The organism is Sphingomonas pituitosa NBRC 102491 (assembly GCF_001598435.1).
Lineage (GTDB): Bacteria > Pseudomonadota > Alphaproteobacteria > Sphingomonadales > Sphingomonadaceae > Sphingomonas > Sphingomonas pituitosa.
This window is the reverse complement of sequence record NZ_BCYY01000001.1, coordinates 158,934-175,605: the sequence shown is the minus strand read 5'-3', so window position 1 is coordinate 175,605 and position 16,672 is coordinate 158,934. Positions and strand designations below refer to the sequence as shown.

Below are 16,672 nucleotides of genomic sequence, written 5' to 3'. Positions count from 1 at the left end.
CTTCGCTAACGGGCACCGGATTTCATGTTCACCTTCCTCCTCGTCGTACAGTTCATCATCGCTGCCCTGCTGGTGGGGGTGATCCTCGTTCAGAAGTCGGAGGGCGGCGGCCTCACCACGGGCGGCAGCCCGGCCGGTCTCATGTCGGCACGCGGCGCGGCCGATTTCCTGACGCGTCTCACCGCGATCCTCGCAACCGCGTTCATCCTGATGAGCATCGTGCTGGCCTTCCTCGCGGCGACCCGGCACTCCACCAAGATCGACGCAGGCCTGCAGAAGGCGCCCGCCGCCGTCGCCCCGCTCGCGATCCCGAGCGTACCCGCGCCGGTCGGCAACGAAACGGCCCCGACCGGCAACAGCGCGGTTCCGTTCAGCCAGTAAGCATCCGTAGTTCGCCGCGCTTGCGGCGGATTAACCGTAAAATTTGCGCAACCGGCGGATTCTTACGCTTGCCGGTCTGCGCCCTTTGACGTTAGGCGTTTTCTCCCATGGCGCGGTACATCTTCATCACCGGCGGCGTGGTCTCCTCGCTCGGCAAGGGTCTCATGGCAGCGAGCCTCGCGGCGTTGCTCCAGGCCCGTGGCTATCGAGTCCGCATCCGCAAGTTCGATCCCTATCTCAACGTCGATCCCGGCACGATGTCGCCGCACCAGCATGGTGAGGTCTACGTCACCGACGATGGCGCCGAGACCGATCTCGACCTCGGCCATTACGAGCGCTTCACCGGCGTGACCGCGCGCCAGGCCGACAACGTCACCTCGGGCCGGATCTACAAGACGATCATCGAGCGCGAGCGCCGCGGTGACTATCTGGGCGCCACCGTGCAGGTCGTCCCGCACGTGACCGACGCGATCAAGGCGTTCGCCCAGGCGGAAACCGAGGATCTGGATTTCGTGCTGTGCGAGATCGGCGGCACCGTGGGCGACATCGAGTCGCTGCCGTTCATCGAAGCGATTCGCCAGCTCCGCAACGATCTCGGCCGCGGCCAGACCGTCAGCATCCACGTGACCCTGGTGCCCTACATCGCCGCCGCGGGCGAGCTGAAGACCAAGCCTACCCAGCATAGCGTGCGCGAGCTGGCCGCGCTGGGCGTGCAGCCAGACGTGCTGGTATGCCGCTCCGAGCGGCCGCTGCCGGCCGGCGAGCGCGCCAAGATCGCGCAGTTCTGCAACGTGCCGACCTCGGCGGTGATCCCCGCGCTCGACGCCAAGAGCATCTATGCGGTGCCGCTGCAGTATCACGGCGAGGGTCTGGACGGCGAAGTGCTCAAGGCGTTCGGTATCGAGCCGGGCCCGTCGCCCGACCTCAGCCGCTGGAGCGGCATCGTCGAGCGGCTCGAGAATCCGGAAGGCGAAGTCACGATCGGCGTGGTCGGCAAGTATATGGGCGTCCCCGACGCCTATAAGTCGCTTACCGAGGCGCTGGTGCATGGCGGAATCGCCAACCGGGTGAAGGTCAACATCCGCTGGCTCGACGCCGAATTGTTCGAGCAGGAAGAGGCCGAAGTCGCCGCGATGCTGGAGCCGATGCACGGCATCCTCGTGCCCGGCGGGTTCGGCGAGCGCGGCAGCGAGGGCAAGATCGCCGGCGTCCGCTTCGCGCGCGAGCGGAGCGTGCCGTTCTTCGGCATCTGCCTCGGCATGCAGATGGCGTGCATCGAGGGCGTCCGCGCCCAGGGCGTCGCCAATGCCTCGACCACCGAGTTCGGCCCTACGGAAGAGCCGGTGGTCGGCATGATTACCGAGTGGATGACTTCCGACGGGCTGCAGAAGCGCGAAGCCGGCGGCGACCTGGGCGGCACGATGCGGCTCGGTGCCTATCCGGCGAAGCTGGGCGGCAACAGCGTCGTCGCGTCGATCTACGGCACCGATTCGATCAGCGAACGCCACCGCCACCGCTATGAGGTGAACACCGCCTACAAGCCGGTGCTCGAAGAGGGCGGGCTGGTCTTCTCGGGCATGTCGCCCGACGGCACGCTGCCCGAAATCGTGGAGCGGCCGGACCATCCCTGGTTCGTCGGCGTGCAGTTCCACCCCGAGCTCAAGTCCAAGCCGTTCGATCCGCACCCGCTGTTCGCGGGCTTCATCGAAGCCGCCGTCAAGCATTCGCGGCTCGTCTAGGCGCGTGCTGCGGCGGGTTTTCGTCGCCGGGCTGGCGCTGCTGGCGGTGTCCGCAGCGCCCGCACCGCAGCAGCCTCGGCCGGCGCCCGGCCAGGTCCGCGTGCGGCTGGTGACGAGCATGGGCGCGATCACCCTCGCACTGGATGCGAAGCGCGCGCCCAAGACCGTCGCCAACTTCCTCGCCTATGTCGATGACGGGCGGCTGGAGGGCACCGATTTCTACCGCACCGCGCGGCGCAAGACCGAGCCGACCCGGGGCTTCATCCAGGGCGGCGTCGGCACCGACGCGCGCCGGATGCTCGATCCGCTGCCGCTGGAGCCGACCAGCAAGACCGGGCTGAAACACCTGAACGGCACCATCTCGATGGCGCACGGGCCGAACCCCAATTCGGCCAACGGCAATTTCTCGATCATGGTCGGCGACAATCCGGGGCTCGACGCACGTGGGCAAAACCTGGGGTTCGCGGCGTTCGGCCAGGTGGTGGGCGGCATGGACGTGGTCCAGCGGATCCTCGCGCTGCCCAGCGGCGGCGGGCGCGACGTGATGAAGGGCCAGATGATCCTCAAACCGGTGACGATCGTGCGGGCCGAGCGGCTGGACGGGGTTGCCAAGCCGACGGGGCGGGTGAAGCCGTGGTTGCTGGGGTTGAAACCGGCAACGTAGACGATCCAGGCAGGACAGGGGCCACCGGCCTCCGTAAAAATACTTTCTGCGCAAAGATAGAGGTTAATCCCGGGCCGGATCAGCTGGTTCGACATGCCTCCGTCTATAACGTTTCCAATCACTGCCGTAGATGCCGCCGGGTCAAGGCATAACTGCGCGTGTTGGAGAAATCGATCGCATGCTGCTCAGCTACACCATCCGTGCGAAGCTCATGTTCTGCCTTGTGCTGTTTGCAGCCGCTTTCGTCGGTACGATTGCTACGTTGAACCTCAGCGTTCGTTCCAACCGGGCCAGTTTCAATACGTTGTTGATCGATCGGATCCAGCCGCTTCGGGACATCAAGACGATCGCGGACGCCTATGCCGTCAGCATCGTCGATGCCTCGCACAAGGCTCGCAACGGCAACATTACGCTCGCCGACGCGGCGCATCAGATCGCCGAGGGACGCGCGCGGATCGCCCAGAGCTGGAAAGCCTATCGCGCAACGTTGATCGAGGGCAACGAGGCGAAGTTGGCGAGCGAGGCCGAAGTGCGGATGCGCACGGCGGATGCCCAGGTGGAGGCATTGGAAGCCATTCTGAAGCGGGGCGATCGTGGGGCGCTGGACCGCTTCGTCATCGATCGGCTGTACCCGGCAATCGACCCGGTTTCGGATACCATGTCGGCCCTGGCTTCCGAACAGATCCTGATTTCGGAACAGGTGACTACCGATGCCGGCGCCGTGAACCGCTGGGTCGGATGGGTTGCGCTGGCCATTGCCGTGGTGGTGGCGGCGGTCTGGCTGTTCGCACTGCAGATTGCGCGCAAGAGCATCATACGGCCGATCGGCACGCTGGCTGATACGATGGAGTCGCTGGCCGCCGCACAGGAGGTCTCGATCCCCTATACCGGACAGATCGACGAGATCGGCCGCATGGCGCGCGCGTGCGAAATCTTCCGGCTTGCCGCGGCCGATCGGGCACGTGCGGAGGAAGAGAATGCCGCCACCCAGGTGCAGGTGACGAGCGCGCTGCGGGGGGCAATCTCGGCCATCTCGGCGGGCGATCTTACCAAGGACATCCGCGATCCTTTTCCGACAGACTATGAACCGGTGCGGCAGGACTTCAACGCGGTGCTGCACAGCCTGCGCGCGTTGATCGGAGCGGTGCTGGAGAGTGCTGCTTCGATCAGCAGCGGCTCCGGCCAGATCGCGCGCGCGTCCGAAGATCTGGCGCGGCGCACCGAAGCCAATGCCGCCAGCCTGGAACAGACTGCCGCTGCCATCACCCAGATGGACCAGCGATTCAAGGCGACGGCGTCGTCGGCTGGGCAGACGGTGGGCCGCGCCGATGGCGCAAGCGTGACGGTGGAGGGCGGGCGTGCCGTCACCGACGCTGCCGTGCAGGCGATGACCCGGGTTGCAGACAGCGCGAAGGGCATCGACAGCGTGATCGAAGGCCTCGACAAGATCGCGTTCCAGACGCGGGTGCTCGCGATGAACGCTGCCGTCGAAGCCGGTCGCGCGGGCGAAGCGGGTCGCGGCTTTGCTGTGGTTGCCGATCTGGTCTCCGCGTTGGCGATGCGTGCAGAGGAGGAAGCGGGCCGCGCCCGTGATCAGCTCACCGCGACGCAGACCGATATCGTTGCCGCGGTGGACATGGTGCAGAAAGTGGACGGCGCACTGGCCGGCATCGCCACCGATGTGCACGACGTACACGAATTGCTGGCAAGCATGGCAAAGGACAATCACGCCCAGTCGAGCACCGTCACGGAAATTGCGGTAGCCGTCAGCACCATGGATAAGTCCACGCAGCAGAATGCCGCCATGGTGGAGCAGACGTCCGCCGCAGCGCGGAACCTGACCGGTGAGGTCGAGGCCCTGATCGATCAGGCATCGAAGTTCGACGTCGGTGCGCGGACGAGTGGTAGCCCGGCACGGCGGCCTGTCGCTCCAGCCCAGCGCGCTGACGGCTATGTTTCGCCGGTCAAGCCGCTGGCGGCCCCGGTGCCGGCATCGGCGACCGCCGACAACTGGGCCTCCTTCTGACGTCGCCATGAGAAAAAGGCGCCCGGGCCGAAGCCCGAGCGCCCCGTCGCTGCGCCAAAGGGAGGGAGACGCCGCGAGCTCTTGGTGAGTTAGGCCGCGTCCGCCGTGCGATGGTCGATCGCTTCGGCCACGCTGCCGGACCCCACCTGGATCTTCTTGGGCTTCATCGCCTCGGGCACTTCGCGCAGCAGCTCGATCGTCAGCAGGCCGTCGGCCAGGTTCGCATTCTCCACCCGCACGAAGTCGGCGAGTTCGAAGCGGCGTTCGAAGCTGCGATTGGCGATGCCCAGGTGCAGGTAATTGCCCTGATTGTTCTCATTCTCCCCGGCCTTCTTGCCGGCGACCAGCAGCAGGTTCTGCTGCGCGGTGATGTCGATCTCGTCCGCCTTGAAGCCGGCCACCGCGATGGTGATGCGATAGCGATCCTCGGCAAGTCGCTCGAGGTTGAAGGGGGGGTAGTTTTCCGAACTCGTCTGACGGGCGCTGGCTTCGAGCAAGTCGAAAAGCCGGTCGAACCCGATCGCCGAGCGACGGAAGGGTGCAAAGTCTAACTGACGCATCTTCAGATCCTCCTGTGAGCAATTTGAACGTCTAACATTCGGAGCCCGGACAACTGCCGCGGCACCGGTGCGAAGCCCGTTCGGCGCCTCGCTCCCTTCATCTGGTGTTGCGGTTGAGCGTTTCAAGAGGTGCCCCAATCCGGGCTAGCCCCCGCTAAACATCTCCTTCCTAGCTAAAACCCATCGATACAGTGGAGATTGCCGCAACGATCTAGGGGAACATCATGAGCCTGCCGCTGATTCCGCTGTTGCTGCTGTCCAGTGCGATGCCCGCCGCACCCGATCCCGAGGTGCCGAAGCCCGTCGCCGAGGAGCCGCAGCGCCAGGACGGCGACGTCGTGGTGACCGCACGGCGGCGCGAGGAGCGGGTCCAGGAAGTGCCGGTGGCCATTTCGGTGCTGAGCGGGGCGACGCTGGCCGAGGCCGGGGCGTTCAACGTCGCCCGCATCCAGCAGTCGCAGCCGGCCCTCCAATTCTATTCGAGCAACCCGCGCAACACCGCGATCAACATCCGGGGCCTCGGCGCGCCGTTCGGCCTGACCAATGACGGGATCGAGCAGGGCGTCGGCTTCTATGTCGACGGCGTCTATATCGGCCGTGTCGGCGCCTCGACCTTCGACTTCGTCGATGTCGAGCGGGTGGAGGTGCTGCGCGGACCGCAGGGCACGCTCTACGGCAAGAACACCACGGCCGGCGCGATCAACATCACCACGCGCAAGCCGAGCTTCACGCCGGAGGTCCGCTATGAGGCGAGCGCCGGCAACTACAACTTCCTCCAGCTCAAGGCTTCCGCCTCGGCGCCGATCGCCAACGACACGCTGGCGGTGCGGATCTCGACCTCGATTACCAATCGCCAGGGCACGATCTACAACACGCGGTCGGATACCAACCTCCACCGGCTCGACAATTACGGGGTGCGCGGCCAGCTGCTGTGGCGCGCGGCGCCGAACCTCGACCTGACCCTTTCGGGCGACTTCAACCTGCAGAACCCGTTGTGCTGCGTGCAATATTACGTCCGCACCGGTGCCACCCAGCGGCCGCTCAACCGGCAATATGCCGCGCTCGCCGCGGCGTTCGGCTACACGCCGCCGAGCACCGACCCGTTCGACCGCCGCACCGACCTCGATGCCGACATCAATTCGCGGCAGGAAATCGGCGGCGCCTCGCTGGTGGCGAACTGGGATCTGGGGGCGGCGACGATCACCTCGGTCAGCGCCTGGCGCTATTGGGACTGGCAGCCGGCCAACGACCGAGACTTTATCGGCCTGCCGATCACCACCGTCTCGCAGAACCCGTCGCAGCAGAAGCAGGTGACGCAGGAGCTGCGGATCGCGTCGAACGGCAAGAACAAGCTCGACTACACGGCCGGCGTGTTCGTGTTTCACCAGACCATCGACACCCAGGGCTCGCAGGTGCAGGGATCGGCGGCGAGCCGCTGGCTGCTCAACCCGACCAGTGCTGCGGCGAACAACCCGGCGACGCTGAACGGGCTGACCTCGAAGAACACGATCGGGTTCGACAACACCAGCTTCGCGGTGTTCGGCAAGCTCAACTGGGAAGTGGTGCCGAAGCTGCGGTTCCAGCCCGGCCTGCGGCTGAACTACGACAAGAAGACCGGGTCGTACCTCGCGGTCGTCACCAACGGCGCTGGGAGCACAACGCTCACCGCCGACCAGCGCGGGGTGCTGGCGCCGCAGAATTATTCGGCGCGGTTCAGCGACTGGAACGTCTCGGGCGACGCGACGCTCTCCTATGACTTCGACCGCGACGTGCACGGCTATGCGACCTATGCGCGCAGCTTCAAGTCGGGCGGCATCAACCTGTCCGGCCTGCCGCTCGATGCGAACAACAATCCGATCCTCGGCGCCGCCTCGGTCAAGCCGGAGAAGGTCAATCACTTCGAGCTGGGCCTGAAGACGCAGTTCCTCGATCGTCGCGCGACCTTCAACCTCGCGGGCTTCTGGACCGAGGTGAGGGACTATCAGGCGACCGTGACCAACGGCCAGCTGGGGGTGATCCGCGGCTATCTCGCCAATGCCGACAAGGTGCGGGTGCGCGGCGTCGAGTTCGATTCGAACTTCCAGCCGACCGACCGCTTCAAGCTCTACGTCAACGGCGCCTATACCGATGCCAAGTACGTCCGCTTCCGCGACGCGCCGTGCCCGCCCGAGCTTGCAGGCGGCAGCACCGGCGCGACGCCGAGCGCGCCGGGCACGCCGGGCGGGGTGAGCCCGGCCAATTGCGACATTTCGGGCCAGGTGCTGCCGGGCATCTCCAAATGGGCGCTCGGCTTCGGCGGCGAGGTCAATGCCCCGGTCGAAGGCGGGCAGGTCTATCTCGGCTATGACGGCAGCTGGCGGTCGCGCTTCTCGTCCAACCCGTCGCCCTCGGCCTACACCTGGATCAACGGCTATGCGCTGTCCAACTTCCGGCTCGGCTATCGCAAGGGCAAGGTGAACGCCTTCGCCTGGGTGCGGAACGCGTTCGACCAGCATTATTTCGAGCTGCTCTCGGTCCAGTCGGGCAATACCGGCCTGATCATCGGCCAGCCGGGCGATCCGCGTACCTGGGGTTTCACGATCAGCGGCTCGTTCTGATCGTGGCACGGGCTGGCCTCCCGCCATGGCCGGGGGAGGTTGGCGGGCGGGGTGGGGCGACCCGCTCCGCCCGATAGCGGTGGGAAGGCCAAGCCGTACCGACAGGAATACCTCTTCCAGTTTGTCATCCCGGCGAAAGCCGGAATGACGGATCGGCGTAGGGCGCGGGAGCACACGCCTTGCAGACCGACTGGCTGAAAACCAAGTAAGGGCAAGCTGAAGCCGGGCGGGTCGGCCACGACAACCAGTCCGAAAACGAAAACGCCCGGACCGTTGCCGGCCCGGGCGCCTGCGTGACGAATGCTCGTCAGCCCCCTTGATAGGATCCCGCTTCAAACACTTGCGTTTGTTCGCATGTGGAGCTGGGAACCTCCCCGAACCGTGGCCTTTTTGCGCCTGCGCTTCGACGGTTTCTTGGTAGAAGGCTGGACGGCCTTTGTCACCGGTCGACAGCTTCGCGTCAGCAGATTGCGGCAAGCCTGTGTCGAATCGGCAACAGAACGCTTCCCACGCCGCCTGACTGGCCCTAGAGGATCGCCATGCTACTCTCTCGCTACGAGCGAATGATCGCCCGCCGCTATCTGCTGCCCGGGCGCAGCGAAGCCTTCATCGCCGTCGTCGCCGGCTTCAGCCTGGTCGCCGTGATGCTCGGCGTCGCCGCGCTGATCGTGGTGATGAGCATCATGAACGGGTTTCGCGCCGAACTGTTCGACAAGATCTCCGGGCTGAACGGCCATGCGGTGGTGCAAGGCTATAACGGCCAGCTGCGCGACTGGCGCCGCATCGCCGACGAGGCCAAGGCGATCCCCGGCGTCACCGCGGCGACGCCGCTGGTCGAGCAGCCGCTGTTCGCCAGCTATAACGGCCGCGTGGAGTTCGCGCTGGTGCGGGGCCTGAGGATGGAGGACATCCTCGGCAACCCGACGCTGAAGGGCAAGGAGATCCTCGGCTCGTTCAAGAACCTCAAGCCGGGCGGCGAGCAGATCGCGATCGGCTCGCGGCTGGCAGAATCGCTGGGGGCCTCGATCGGGTCGGAGATCTCGATCATCAACCCGCAGGGCTCGGCCACGCCGTTCGGCACGATGCCGCGGATCGTGAAGTACCGCATCGCCGCGATCTTCGAGGTGGGCGTCTACGATTACGACAAGGCCTATATCTTCATGCCGATGGAGGATGCGCAGACGCTGCTGCTGCTCGGCGACAGCGTCCAGATGATCCGCATCGACACCAACAATCCCGACAAGATCGACGAGGTCGTCCGCCCGCTTGCCGACAAGGTGGCGAATATCGGCCAGATCACCGACTGGCGGCAGATGAACCGCGAACTGTTCGAGGCGCTGTCGGTCGACCGGATCGTCTCGTTCACCATCGTGTCGATCATCCTCGTCGTGGCGTCGTTCAACATCATCTCGTCGCTGATCATGCTGGTGCGCGCCAAGACGCGCGACATCGCCGTGCTGCGGACGATGGGCGCGACGCGCGGCGGGCTGATGCGCATCTTCGTAACCGTCGGCACCACCATCGGCGCGCTGGGCGTGGGGGCAGGGGGCGTGCTCGCCTTCTTCTTCATCACCTTCCGCGAGCAGGTGGTATGGGCGATCGGCGCGGTGACCGGCCAGAAGGTGTGGGACCCGCAGATGCGCTTCCTCACCGAGCTTCCCGCCAAGACCGATCCGCTGCAGACCTTCGCGATCTGCGCGACGGCGCTGCTGTTCACCTTCCTCGCCACCCTCTACCCTGCGTGGAAGGCGGCGAGCACCGATCCCGTCCAGGTGCTGCGCTATGAATGAACCGGTTCTCCAGACGCGCGACCTGCGCCGCAGCTTCGAGCAGGGCGGGGTGCGGATCGACGTGCTGCGCGGCGTCGACCTCGACGTGCAGCGGGGCGAGATCGTCGCGCTGCTCGGCCCCTCGGGTTCGGGCAAGTCGACGCTGCTGCAGGCGGTGGGCCTGCTCGAAGGCGGGTTCGAGGGATCGATCCGCATCGTCGGCGAGGAGGCGGCGAAGCTGCCGGCCGGGGGGCGGACTGCGATGCGGCGCGACAAGCTGGCCTTCATCTACCAGTTCCACCATCTGCTGCCCGATTTCGACGCGACCGAGAATGTCGTTCTGCCGCAACTGATCCACGGCGCGACGCGGCCGGCGGCGCAGGCGCGGGCGACCGAGCTGCTCACCCAGCTCGGGCTCGGCCACCGGCTGACGCACCGGCCGAACCAGCTGTCGGGCGGCGAGCAGCAGCGTGTGGCGGTGGCGCGCGCGCTCGCCAACCGCCCGCCGCTGGTGCTGGCGGACGAGCCGACCGGCAATCTCGACGAGGCGACCTCCGACCGCGTGTTCGGAGAGTTCGTCAACCTCGTCCGCAACGAAGGCTCGGCGGCGCTGGTCGCCACGCACAACGAACGGCTGGCGGCGCGGATGGACCGCGTGGTGCGGCTGCACGAGGGACGACTGGAGGAATTGGCATGAGCGACGCGATCACGCAGCTTCCGGTGACGCTGCCGGACGGCACCACCAGCGACCTGTCGCAGTTCACCGGTCAGGTGCTGCTGGTCGTCAACACCGCGTCCAAATGCGGGTTCACGCCCCAGTACAAGGAGCTGGAGCAGCTGTGGCGCGCCTATCGCGACCGCGGCTTCGCGGTGCTGGCCTTCCCGTGCAACCAGTTCGGCGCGCAGGAACCCGGCAATGCCGAGGAAATCGCGAGTTTCTGCTCGCTCAGCTATGACGTCAGCTTCCCGATCTTCGCGAAGGTCGACGTCAACGGCAGCAACGCCGCACCCTTGTTCCAAGCGCTGAAGGCGCAGGCCCCGGGGGTGCTGGGCACCCAGGCGATCAAGTGGAACTTCACCAAATTCCTGGTGAACCGCGCCGGCAAGGTGGTGGAGCGCTACGCGCCGACGACTGCGCCGAGCGCGATCGGCGCGGATATCGAAGCACTGCTCTGAAGCCCGGCGATGTAGGAAAAAGCACGGCCGGAACGGGAGGTGTGTGGATGTCCCGGCCGCACCTCTCGTTTACCATATCTGCGTATCGTTGCAGGTTTGGATGGGTCCGTTTCGGCGGGATCTCTCGACCGAACGCAAAAGCTGTGGAGAAGCGCCGCGCCGGGTTGGCAATTCGCCCCGGGCGCTCCTAGGTTCGGGCATGGCGCATTCCGGTTTCGTCCCGCTTCGGGTTTTCTCCTGCTACACCATGCTCGAAGGGGCGATCGACCCCAAGGCGATTGCCAAGCACGCCAAGAACCACGGCTTCCCCGCTATCGCCGTCGCCGATCGCAACGGCCTCTACGCCGCGATGAGCTTTTCGGATGCCGCAAAGAAGGCCGGCGTCCAGCCGATCGTCGGCACGCTGCTGGCGGTGAAGCGCTCGAACCTGGCCGAGGGGCTGAACGTGCCGATCGACTGGCTGGCGCTCTATGCGCAGGACCAGACCGGCTATGAAAATCTCTGCCATCTGGTGTCGCAGGCGCATCTCGATCGCCCGATCGAGGAGGATGCGCATGTCCCCTTCGCGGCACTCACCGGCCATACCGACGGTCTGATCTGCCTCACCGCGGGGGCCGAGGGCGCGCTCGCCCGGCTTTATGCCGACGGACAGGACAAGACCGCCGAGGCCTATGTCGCACAGCTCGAGGCGCTGTTCCCGGAGCGGCTCTATGTCGAGATCGCCCGCCGCAACAACGACATCGAGACGCGCGCGGAAGCGAAGCTGATCGACCTCGCCTATGCGCGCGACCTGCCGCTGGTGGGGACGAACCCGGCCTGCTTCGCCGAAGCCGATTTCTACAGTGCGCACGATGCGATGCTGTGCATTGCCAACTCGACCTATCTCGAAACCGACGATCGCCCGCGCTCCTCGCCCGAGACCTGGCTGAAGCCGGCCGAGACGATGAAGACCGATTTCGCCGACCTGCCCGAGGCGATCGAGAACACGCTCGTCGTCGCCCAACGCTGCGCCTATGCCGCGCCGAAGCGCAAGCCGATCCTGCCCAGCCTCGCCGGCGACCGCGAGGGCGAGGCGAAGATGCTGCGCGACCTGAGCTGGGCGGGGCTGAAGGACCGACTCGATTTCGCTGGCATCACCGATCCCGCCGAAGTGGAGGTATATAACCAGCGCCTCCAGTTCGAGCTCGACATCATCATCCAGATGGGGTTCCCGGGCTACTTCCTGATCGTGGCCGACTTCATCCAATGGGCCAAGTCGAACGACATTCCGGTTGGGCCGGGCCGTGGTTCGGGTGCGGGCTCGGCGGTCGCCTGGGCGCTGACCATCACCGATCTCGATCCGCTCAAGTTGGGCCTGCTGTTCGAACGCTTCCTCAATCCGGAACGCGTCTCGATGCCCGACTTCGACATCGACTTCTGCGAAACCCGGCGCGGCGAAGTGATCCGCTACGTCCAGGAGAAATACGGCCGCGATCACGTCGCGCAGATCATCACCTTCGGGACGATGAAGGCGCGCGCGGTGATCAAGGACGTCGGCCGCGTGCTGCAGATGAGCTATGGCCAGGTCGATCGCCTCGCCAAGCAGATCCCGAACCACCCGACCGACCCCTGGACGCTGGAGCGCACGCTGAACGGCGTGAGCGAATTCCATGCCGAGTATACCGGCAACGAGGATGTGAAGCGCCTCGTCGACCTGTCGATGCGGATGGAAGGCCTGCCGCGCCACAGCTCGACCCACGCCGCCGGCGTGGTGATCGGCGACCGGCCGCTGGCGCAGCTGGTGCCGCTCTATCGCGATCCGCGCTCGGACATGCCGGTGACCCAGTTCGACATGAAGAATGTCGAGGGCGCGGGGCTGGTGAAGTTCGACTTTCTCGGCCTCAAGACGCTGTCGGTGCTGAAGAAGGCGGTGGTGCTGCTCGCCAAGCGCGGCATCGACGTGAACCTCGATCGGCTCGATTGGGACGACGAGGGCGTCTATGCCCTGCTTCAGCGCGGCGACACGGTGGGCGTGTTCCAGCTGGAATCCGAAGGCATGCGCCGGACGCTGACCGCGGTGCGGCCGACCAATTTCGGCGACATCGTCGCGCTCGTCTCGCTCTATCGCCCGGGCCCGATGGACAACATCCCGATGTTCGGCGCGCGCAAGGCAGGGCGCGAGCCGATCGTCTATCCGCACGATCTGCTCGAGCCGATCCTGGGCGAGACCTACGGGATCTTCGTCTACCAGGAACAGGTGATGCAGGCCGCGCAGATCCTCGCCGGCTATACGCTCGGCGGCGCAGACATGCTGCGGCGCGCGATGGGCAAGAAGGTCAAGGCGGAGATGGATGCCCAGCGCAGCATCTTCGTGAAGGGCTGCAAGGAGGTGAACGACATCTCCGCCGCCAAGGCGAACGAGCTGTTCGACTTGATCGACAAGTTCGCAGGGTACGGCTTCAACAAGTCGCACGCGGCCGCCTACGCCTTGCTGGCGTACCAGACGGCGTGGCTCAAGGCGCACCATCCGCACGAATTCTTTGCCGCATCGATGGCCTACGACATCCACCAGACCGACAAGCTGGCGGTATTCGCCGACGACATGCGGCGCCTCGGCATCGAGGCGCTGTCGCCCGACATCAACGCCAGCGAGGCCGACTTCACCGTGCAGGCGCACGAGGAAGGCCTGGCGGTGCGCTATGCGCTCGGCGCGCTGAAGGGCGTGGGCGAGCGGGCGATGGAGCTGCTGGTCGAGGAGCGCGAGGCGAACGGCCGCTTCGCCAGCCTCGACGATTTCGCCAAGCGCGTCGATCCGCGCGTGCTCAACAAGCGGCAGCTGGAAACGCTCGCCTCGGCCGGCGCGTTCGACAGCATCGAGCCGAACCGCGCCGGCGTGCATGCCGCGGCGGAGACGATCCTCGCGGTCGCCCAGCGAGACCATGCCAGCCGGATGAGCGGGCAGGGCGGGCTGTTCGGCGATGCCGAGCCGGCGGGCGGCGGGATCACCGTGCCGAAGGACGCGGTCTGGTCGATGTCCGACAAGATCAACGCCGAGAAGGATGCCTTTGGCTATTATTTCTCGGCGCATCCGCTCGATCGCTACGAGCATCTGTTCCGCGGCCAGGGCGTGCGCGACATCGGGACCTTGCCCGACATGCAGATCCCGGAGGGGGCGCGGGTGAACGCGCAGATCGCCGCGCTGATCGAGGATTGCCGCTACCGCACCTCGGCGCGCGGCAATCGCTATCTGATGGCGACGATCTCGGACCGCAGCGCACAGATCCAGACCTCGTGCTTCGAGGAGCTGATCGCCAAGGACATGGAAGCCTGCGCCGCCGGCACCGGCTGCGCGATCCTGACGCTGGAGCTGGACAAGCGGCCCGGCGAGGATACCCCGCGCGCGGCGGTGAAGCGCGTGCAGCCGTTCGACACGCTGGCGGGCACGACCCAGCTGGTGATGGAGATCCGCATCGAGGATCCGACGGTGCCGGCTCAACTGGCTGCGCTGGTCGGTGAGCTGCGCGGCGGGGGCCGGGGCGAGATCCTGCTCCACGCGCCGATCGAGGAGGGCGAGGCGACGGTGATGCTCGGCCGGGGCTTCCGGCTCGATACCGAGCTGGCGGCGCAGATCGAGAGCATGCCGGGCGTGAAGGCGGCGTCGCTGATGCCGGCGAGCATGAAGCTGGCGGCGGCGGCCTGAGTTTTTGGGTTGGGGAAAGGGCCCCCTCCACCATTCGCTGGCGCGCATGGTCCCCCTCCCCTGGAGCCATGCTCCGGGGGAGGAAACGCTTTACCACATCGCCCTCTAGCGTCTCCTCCCTCGGCGAAGCCGGGGGAGGGGGCGCGCTGCGCCAGCAGCGTGGTGGAGGGGGCGCCCGTCTGATCGACGAACAGGTATGTCGCAAAGCTGCAGCAACAGGATGTAACGCCTCCACCTCTCGACTTCGGTCGTTGAAGGCGTATCCTGCCGCCAAACAGCCACGCAATGGAGAGGCATATGCTGGGCGGCATGCAGGATTTCGAGCTTCGGGTATCCACCCTGCTCGATCACGCGGCGCGGGAACACGGTCCGCGTGAGATCGTCACCCGCTGGGCGGACGGCAGCGAAACGCGGACCAACTGGGCGGGCATCGCGCACGACGCGCGGCGAATGGCGCAGGCGCTGGAACGGCTCGGTATCCAAAAAGGGGATCGTGTCGCGACGCTGGCGATGAACCACAGCCGCCATCTGGTCGCCTGGTACGGCGTGACCGGCATGGGCGCCCTGATCCACACGATCAACCCCCGACTGTTCGACGACCAGCTCGCCTTTATCGGCAACCATGCCGAGGATCGGGTGCTGCTCTACGACCGGATGTTCGCGCCCGTGGTCGAGCGGCTGAAGCCGCATTGGACGACGATCGAGCATTATATCTGCTTCGACGATCTCGGCCCCGACGGGTTCGAGGCGTGGATCGGCGACGAGGACGGCGACTATGCCTGGGTGACCGGTGACGAGCGCGAGCCGATGATGCTATGCTATACCAGCGGCACCACCGGCAATCCGAAGGGCGTGGTGTACACGCACCGCTCGACGGTGATTCACGCGCTCACGGAATTGCAGCCGGCCGAGTTCGATCTGTCCACCCAGTCCGTCGCGATGCCGATCGTGCCGATGTTCCATGCGGTCGGCTGGGGCCTGCCCTGGGCGGCGCCGGCGGTGGGCGCGAAGATGGTGTTCTCTGCGCTCAACGATCCCAGGATCCTGTGCGAGCTGATGAACCGCGAGAAGGTGACGCACTCGGCCGGCGTGCCGACGGTGTGGTTCGCGATGTTCCAGCATATCGACGCGACCGGCGAGACGCCCAAGTATCTCAAGATCGTCACCATCGGCGGATCGGCGGCGCCGCGCGCGATGATCGAGCGGCTGATGCGGATGGGCATGCGGGTCAACCACGCCTGGGGCATGACCGAGACCAGCCCGATCGGCACCATGGGTGCGCCGTCGGCCGATTGGGACGAACTGAGCTTCGAGGCGCAGGTCGATCAGGTGAGCAAGCAGGGCAAGGTGCCGTACGGCGTCGAGCTGCGCACGGTTGATGAGGAAGGCAACCTTCTGCCGCGGGACGGCAAGACGTCCGGCCGGCTGCAGGTGCGCGGGCCCTGGGTGATCGGGCAATATTATCGGGAGGAACAGCCCGCGGTCGATGCCGACAACTGGTTCGACACCGGCGACGTCGCGGTGCTGCACCCCGACGGCGTGATGCAGATCACCGATCGGGCGAAGGACGTGATCAAGTCCGGCGGCGAATGGATCAGCTCCGTCGAGCTGGAGAATTGCGCGGTCGGCTGCGAGGGCGTCGCCGAGGCCGCGGCAATAGGGGTCTATCATCCGCGCTGGGAGGAACGGCCGATCCTGCTCGTTGTCCGCAAGCCCGACAGCAAGGTGAGCGAGGCGGAGATCCTCGCCCATCTGGGGCAGCATGTCGCCAAATGGTGGCTGCCCGACGAGATCCACTTCGTCGACAGCCTGCCGCATACGGCGACGGGCAAGCTGCTCAAGATGGAAATCCGCAAGCGCTACAAGGATTATGCGCTCAAGGCGGCGTGAGGGCCCGCGCCCGGAATTGCGTCGGCGATCCATCTGCCGAGCCGCTCGAACAAGAAGGCGGACACACCCATTGAGCCGTCATCCCGGCGGAGGCCGGGATCCATTGGGGCCTCCGCATCGGCTCTTGGTGATAGCGAGGGGCGAATGGATCCCGGCTTTCGCCGGGATGACGGTAGGGGGAGGGCGGTCGG

General features: G+C 66.2%; 11 protein-coding genes. 10 read left to right on the top strand and 1 reads right to left on the bottom strand.

From position 1 onward, the window contains the following. Nucleotides 1-24 precede the first annotated feature (24 nt). From secG to SPI01S_RS00790, 4 genes are all read left to right on the top strand, one after another. Entirely contained in the window at nt 25-381 is a 357-nt protein-coding gene (secG, locus tag SPI01S_RS00805) for a preprotein translocase subunit SecG (RefSeq protein WP_066716683.1), read from the top strand. A gap of 107 nt (nt 382-488) precedes the next feature. Beyond that, on the top strand, nt 489-2,120 hold the full coding sequence (pyrG, locus tag SPI01S_RS00800; protein WP_066716681.1) for a CTP synthase: 1,632 nt from the start codon (nt 489-491) through the stop codon (nt 2,118-2,120). A 4-nt stretch (nt 2,121-2,124) separates the two neighbouring features. Further along, nucleotides 2,125-2,784: a peptidylprolyl isomerase gene (locus tag SPI01S_RS00795; protein WP_066716678.1), complete on the top strand. Its 660-nt coding sequence runs from the start codon at nt 2,125-2,127 to the stop codon at nt 2,782-2,784. A gap of 178 nt (nt 2,785-2,962) precedes the next feature. Next, nucleotides 2,963-4,810: a HAMP domain-containing methyl-accepting chemotaxis protein gene (locus SPI01S_RS00790; protein ID WP_157084503.1), complete on the top strand. Its 1,848-nt coding sequence runs from the start codon at nt 2,963-2,965 to the stop codon at nt 4,808-4,810. Between the two features lie 89 nt (nt 4,811-4,899). Here the strand turns inward: SPI01S_RS00790 and SPI01S_RS00785 are convergent, their stop codons facing one another. Next, a complete protein-coding gene (locus SPI01S_RS00785; RefSeq protein WP_066716676.1) occupies nt 4,900-5,370 on the bottom strand; it encodes an Hsp20 family protein in 471 nt (156 codons plus the stop codon). A gap of 224 nt (nt 5,371-5,594) precedes the next feature. Between SPI01S_RS00785 and SPI01S_RS00780 the strand changes: the two genes are divergently transcribed. From SPI01S_RS00780 to SPI01S_RS00755, 6 genes are all read left to right on the top strand, one after another. Next, a complete protein-coding gene (locus SPI01S_RS00780) occupies nt 5,595-7,967 on the top strand; it encodes a TonB-dependent receptor (RefSeq protein WP_066716673.1) in 2,373 nt (790 codons plus the stop codon). 539 nt (nt 7,968-8,506) lie between these two features. After that, the gene (locus SPI01S_RS00775) at nt 8,507-9,757 is read left to right on the top strand and encodes a lipoprotein-releasing ABC transporter permease subunit (RefSeq protein WP_066716671.1); all 1,251 of its coding nucleotides are present in this window, start codon (nt 8,507-8,509) and stop codon (nt 9,755-9,757) included. Then, a complete protein-coding gene (locus SPI01S_RS00770) occupies nt 9,750-10,433 on the top strand; it encodes an ABC transporter ATP-binding protein (protein ID WP_066716668.1) in 684 nt (227 codons plus the stop codon). Before SPI01S_RS00775 ends, SPI01S_RS00770 begins: the two co-directional genes overlap by 8 nt. Beyond that, nucleotides 10,430-10,912, top strand: coding sequence for a glutathione peroxidase (locus SPI01S_RS00765; protein WP_066716666.1), 483 nt, complete (start codon nt 10,430-10,432; stop codon nt 10,910-10,912). The genes SPI01S_RS00770 and SPI01S_RS00765 overlap by 4 nt, the downstream gene beginning before the upstream one ends. Nucleotides 10,913-11,111: 199 nt before the next feature. Then, nucleotides 11,112-14,591 (top strand): DNA polymerase III subunit alpha, encoded by a 3,480-nt coding sequence (gene dnaE / locus SPI01S_RS00760; protein WP_066716664.1) that lies wholly within the window; start codon nt 11,112-11,114, stop codon nt 14,589-14,591. A 297-nt stretch (nt 14,592-14,888) separates the two neighbouring features. Beyond that, nucleotides 14,889-16,481, top strand: a complete 1,593-nt coding sequence (locus tag SPI01S_RS00755) for a long-chain fatty acid--CoA ligase (protein ID WP_174539055.1) — start codon at nt 14,889-14,891, stop codon at nt 16,479-16,481. The last annotated feature ends 191 nt before the right edge of the window (nt 16,482-16,672 follow it).

What these genes read in the sequence shown, in the direction of transcription:
- secG (WP_066716683.1), top strand. Translation starts at nt 25, where the DNA reads ATGTTCACCTTCCTCCTCGTCGTACAGTTCATCATCGCTGCCCTGCTG.
- pyrG (WP_066716681.1), top strand. Translation starts at nt 489, where the DNA reads ATGGCGCGGTACATCTTCATCACCGGCGGCGTGGTCTCCTCGCTCGGC.
- SPI01S_RS00790 (WP_157084503.1), top strand. Translation starts at nt 2,963, where the DNA reads ATGCTGCTCAGCTACACCATCCGTGCGAAGCTCATGTTCTGCCTTGTG.
- SPI01S_RS00785 (WP_066716676.1), bottom strand. Translation starts at nt 5,370, where the DNA reads ATGCGTCAGTTAGACTTTGCACCCTTCCGTCGCTCGGCGATCGGGTTC.
- SPI01S_RS00780 (WP_066716673.1), top strand. Translation starts at nt 5,595, where the DNA reads ATGAGCCTGCCGCTGATTCCGCTGTTGCTGCTGTCCAGTGCGATGCCC.
- SPI01S_RS00775 (WP_066716671.1), top strand. Translation starts at nt 8,507, where the DNA reads ATGCTACTCTCTCGCTACGAGCGAATGATCGCCCGCCGCTATCTGCTG.
- SPI01S_RS00770 (WP_066716668.1), top strand. Translation starts at nt 9,750, where the DNA reads ATGAATGAACCGGTTCTCCAGACGCGCGACCTGCGCCGCAGCTTCGAG.
- SPI01S_RS00765 (WP_066716666.1), top strand. Translation starts at nt 10,430, where the DNA reads ATGAGCGACGCGATCACGCAGCTTCCGGTGACGCTGCCGGACGGCACC.
- dnaE (WP_066716664.1), top strand. Translation starts at nt 11,112, where the DNA reads ATGGCGCATTCCGGTTTCGTCCCGCTTCGGGTTTTCTCCTGCTACACC.
- SPI01S_RS00755 (WP_174539055.1), top strand. Translation starts at nt 14,889, where the DNA reads ATGCTGGGCGGCATGCAGGATTTCGAGCTTCGGGTATCCACCCTGCTC.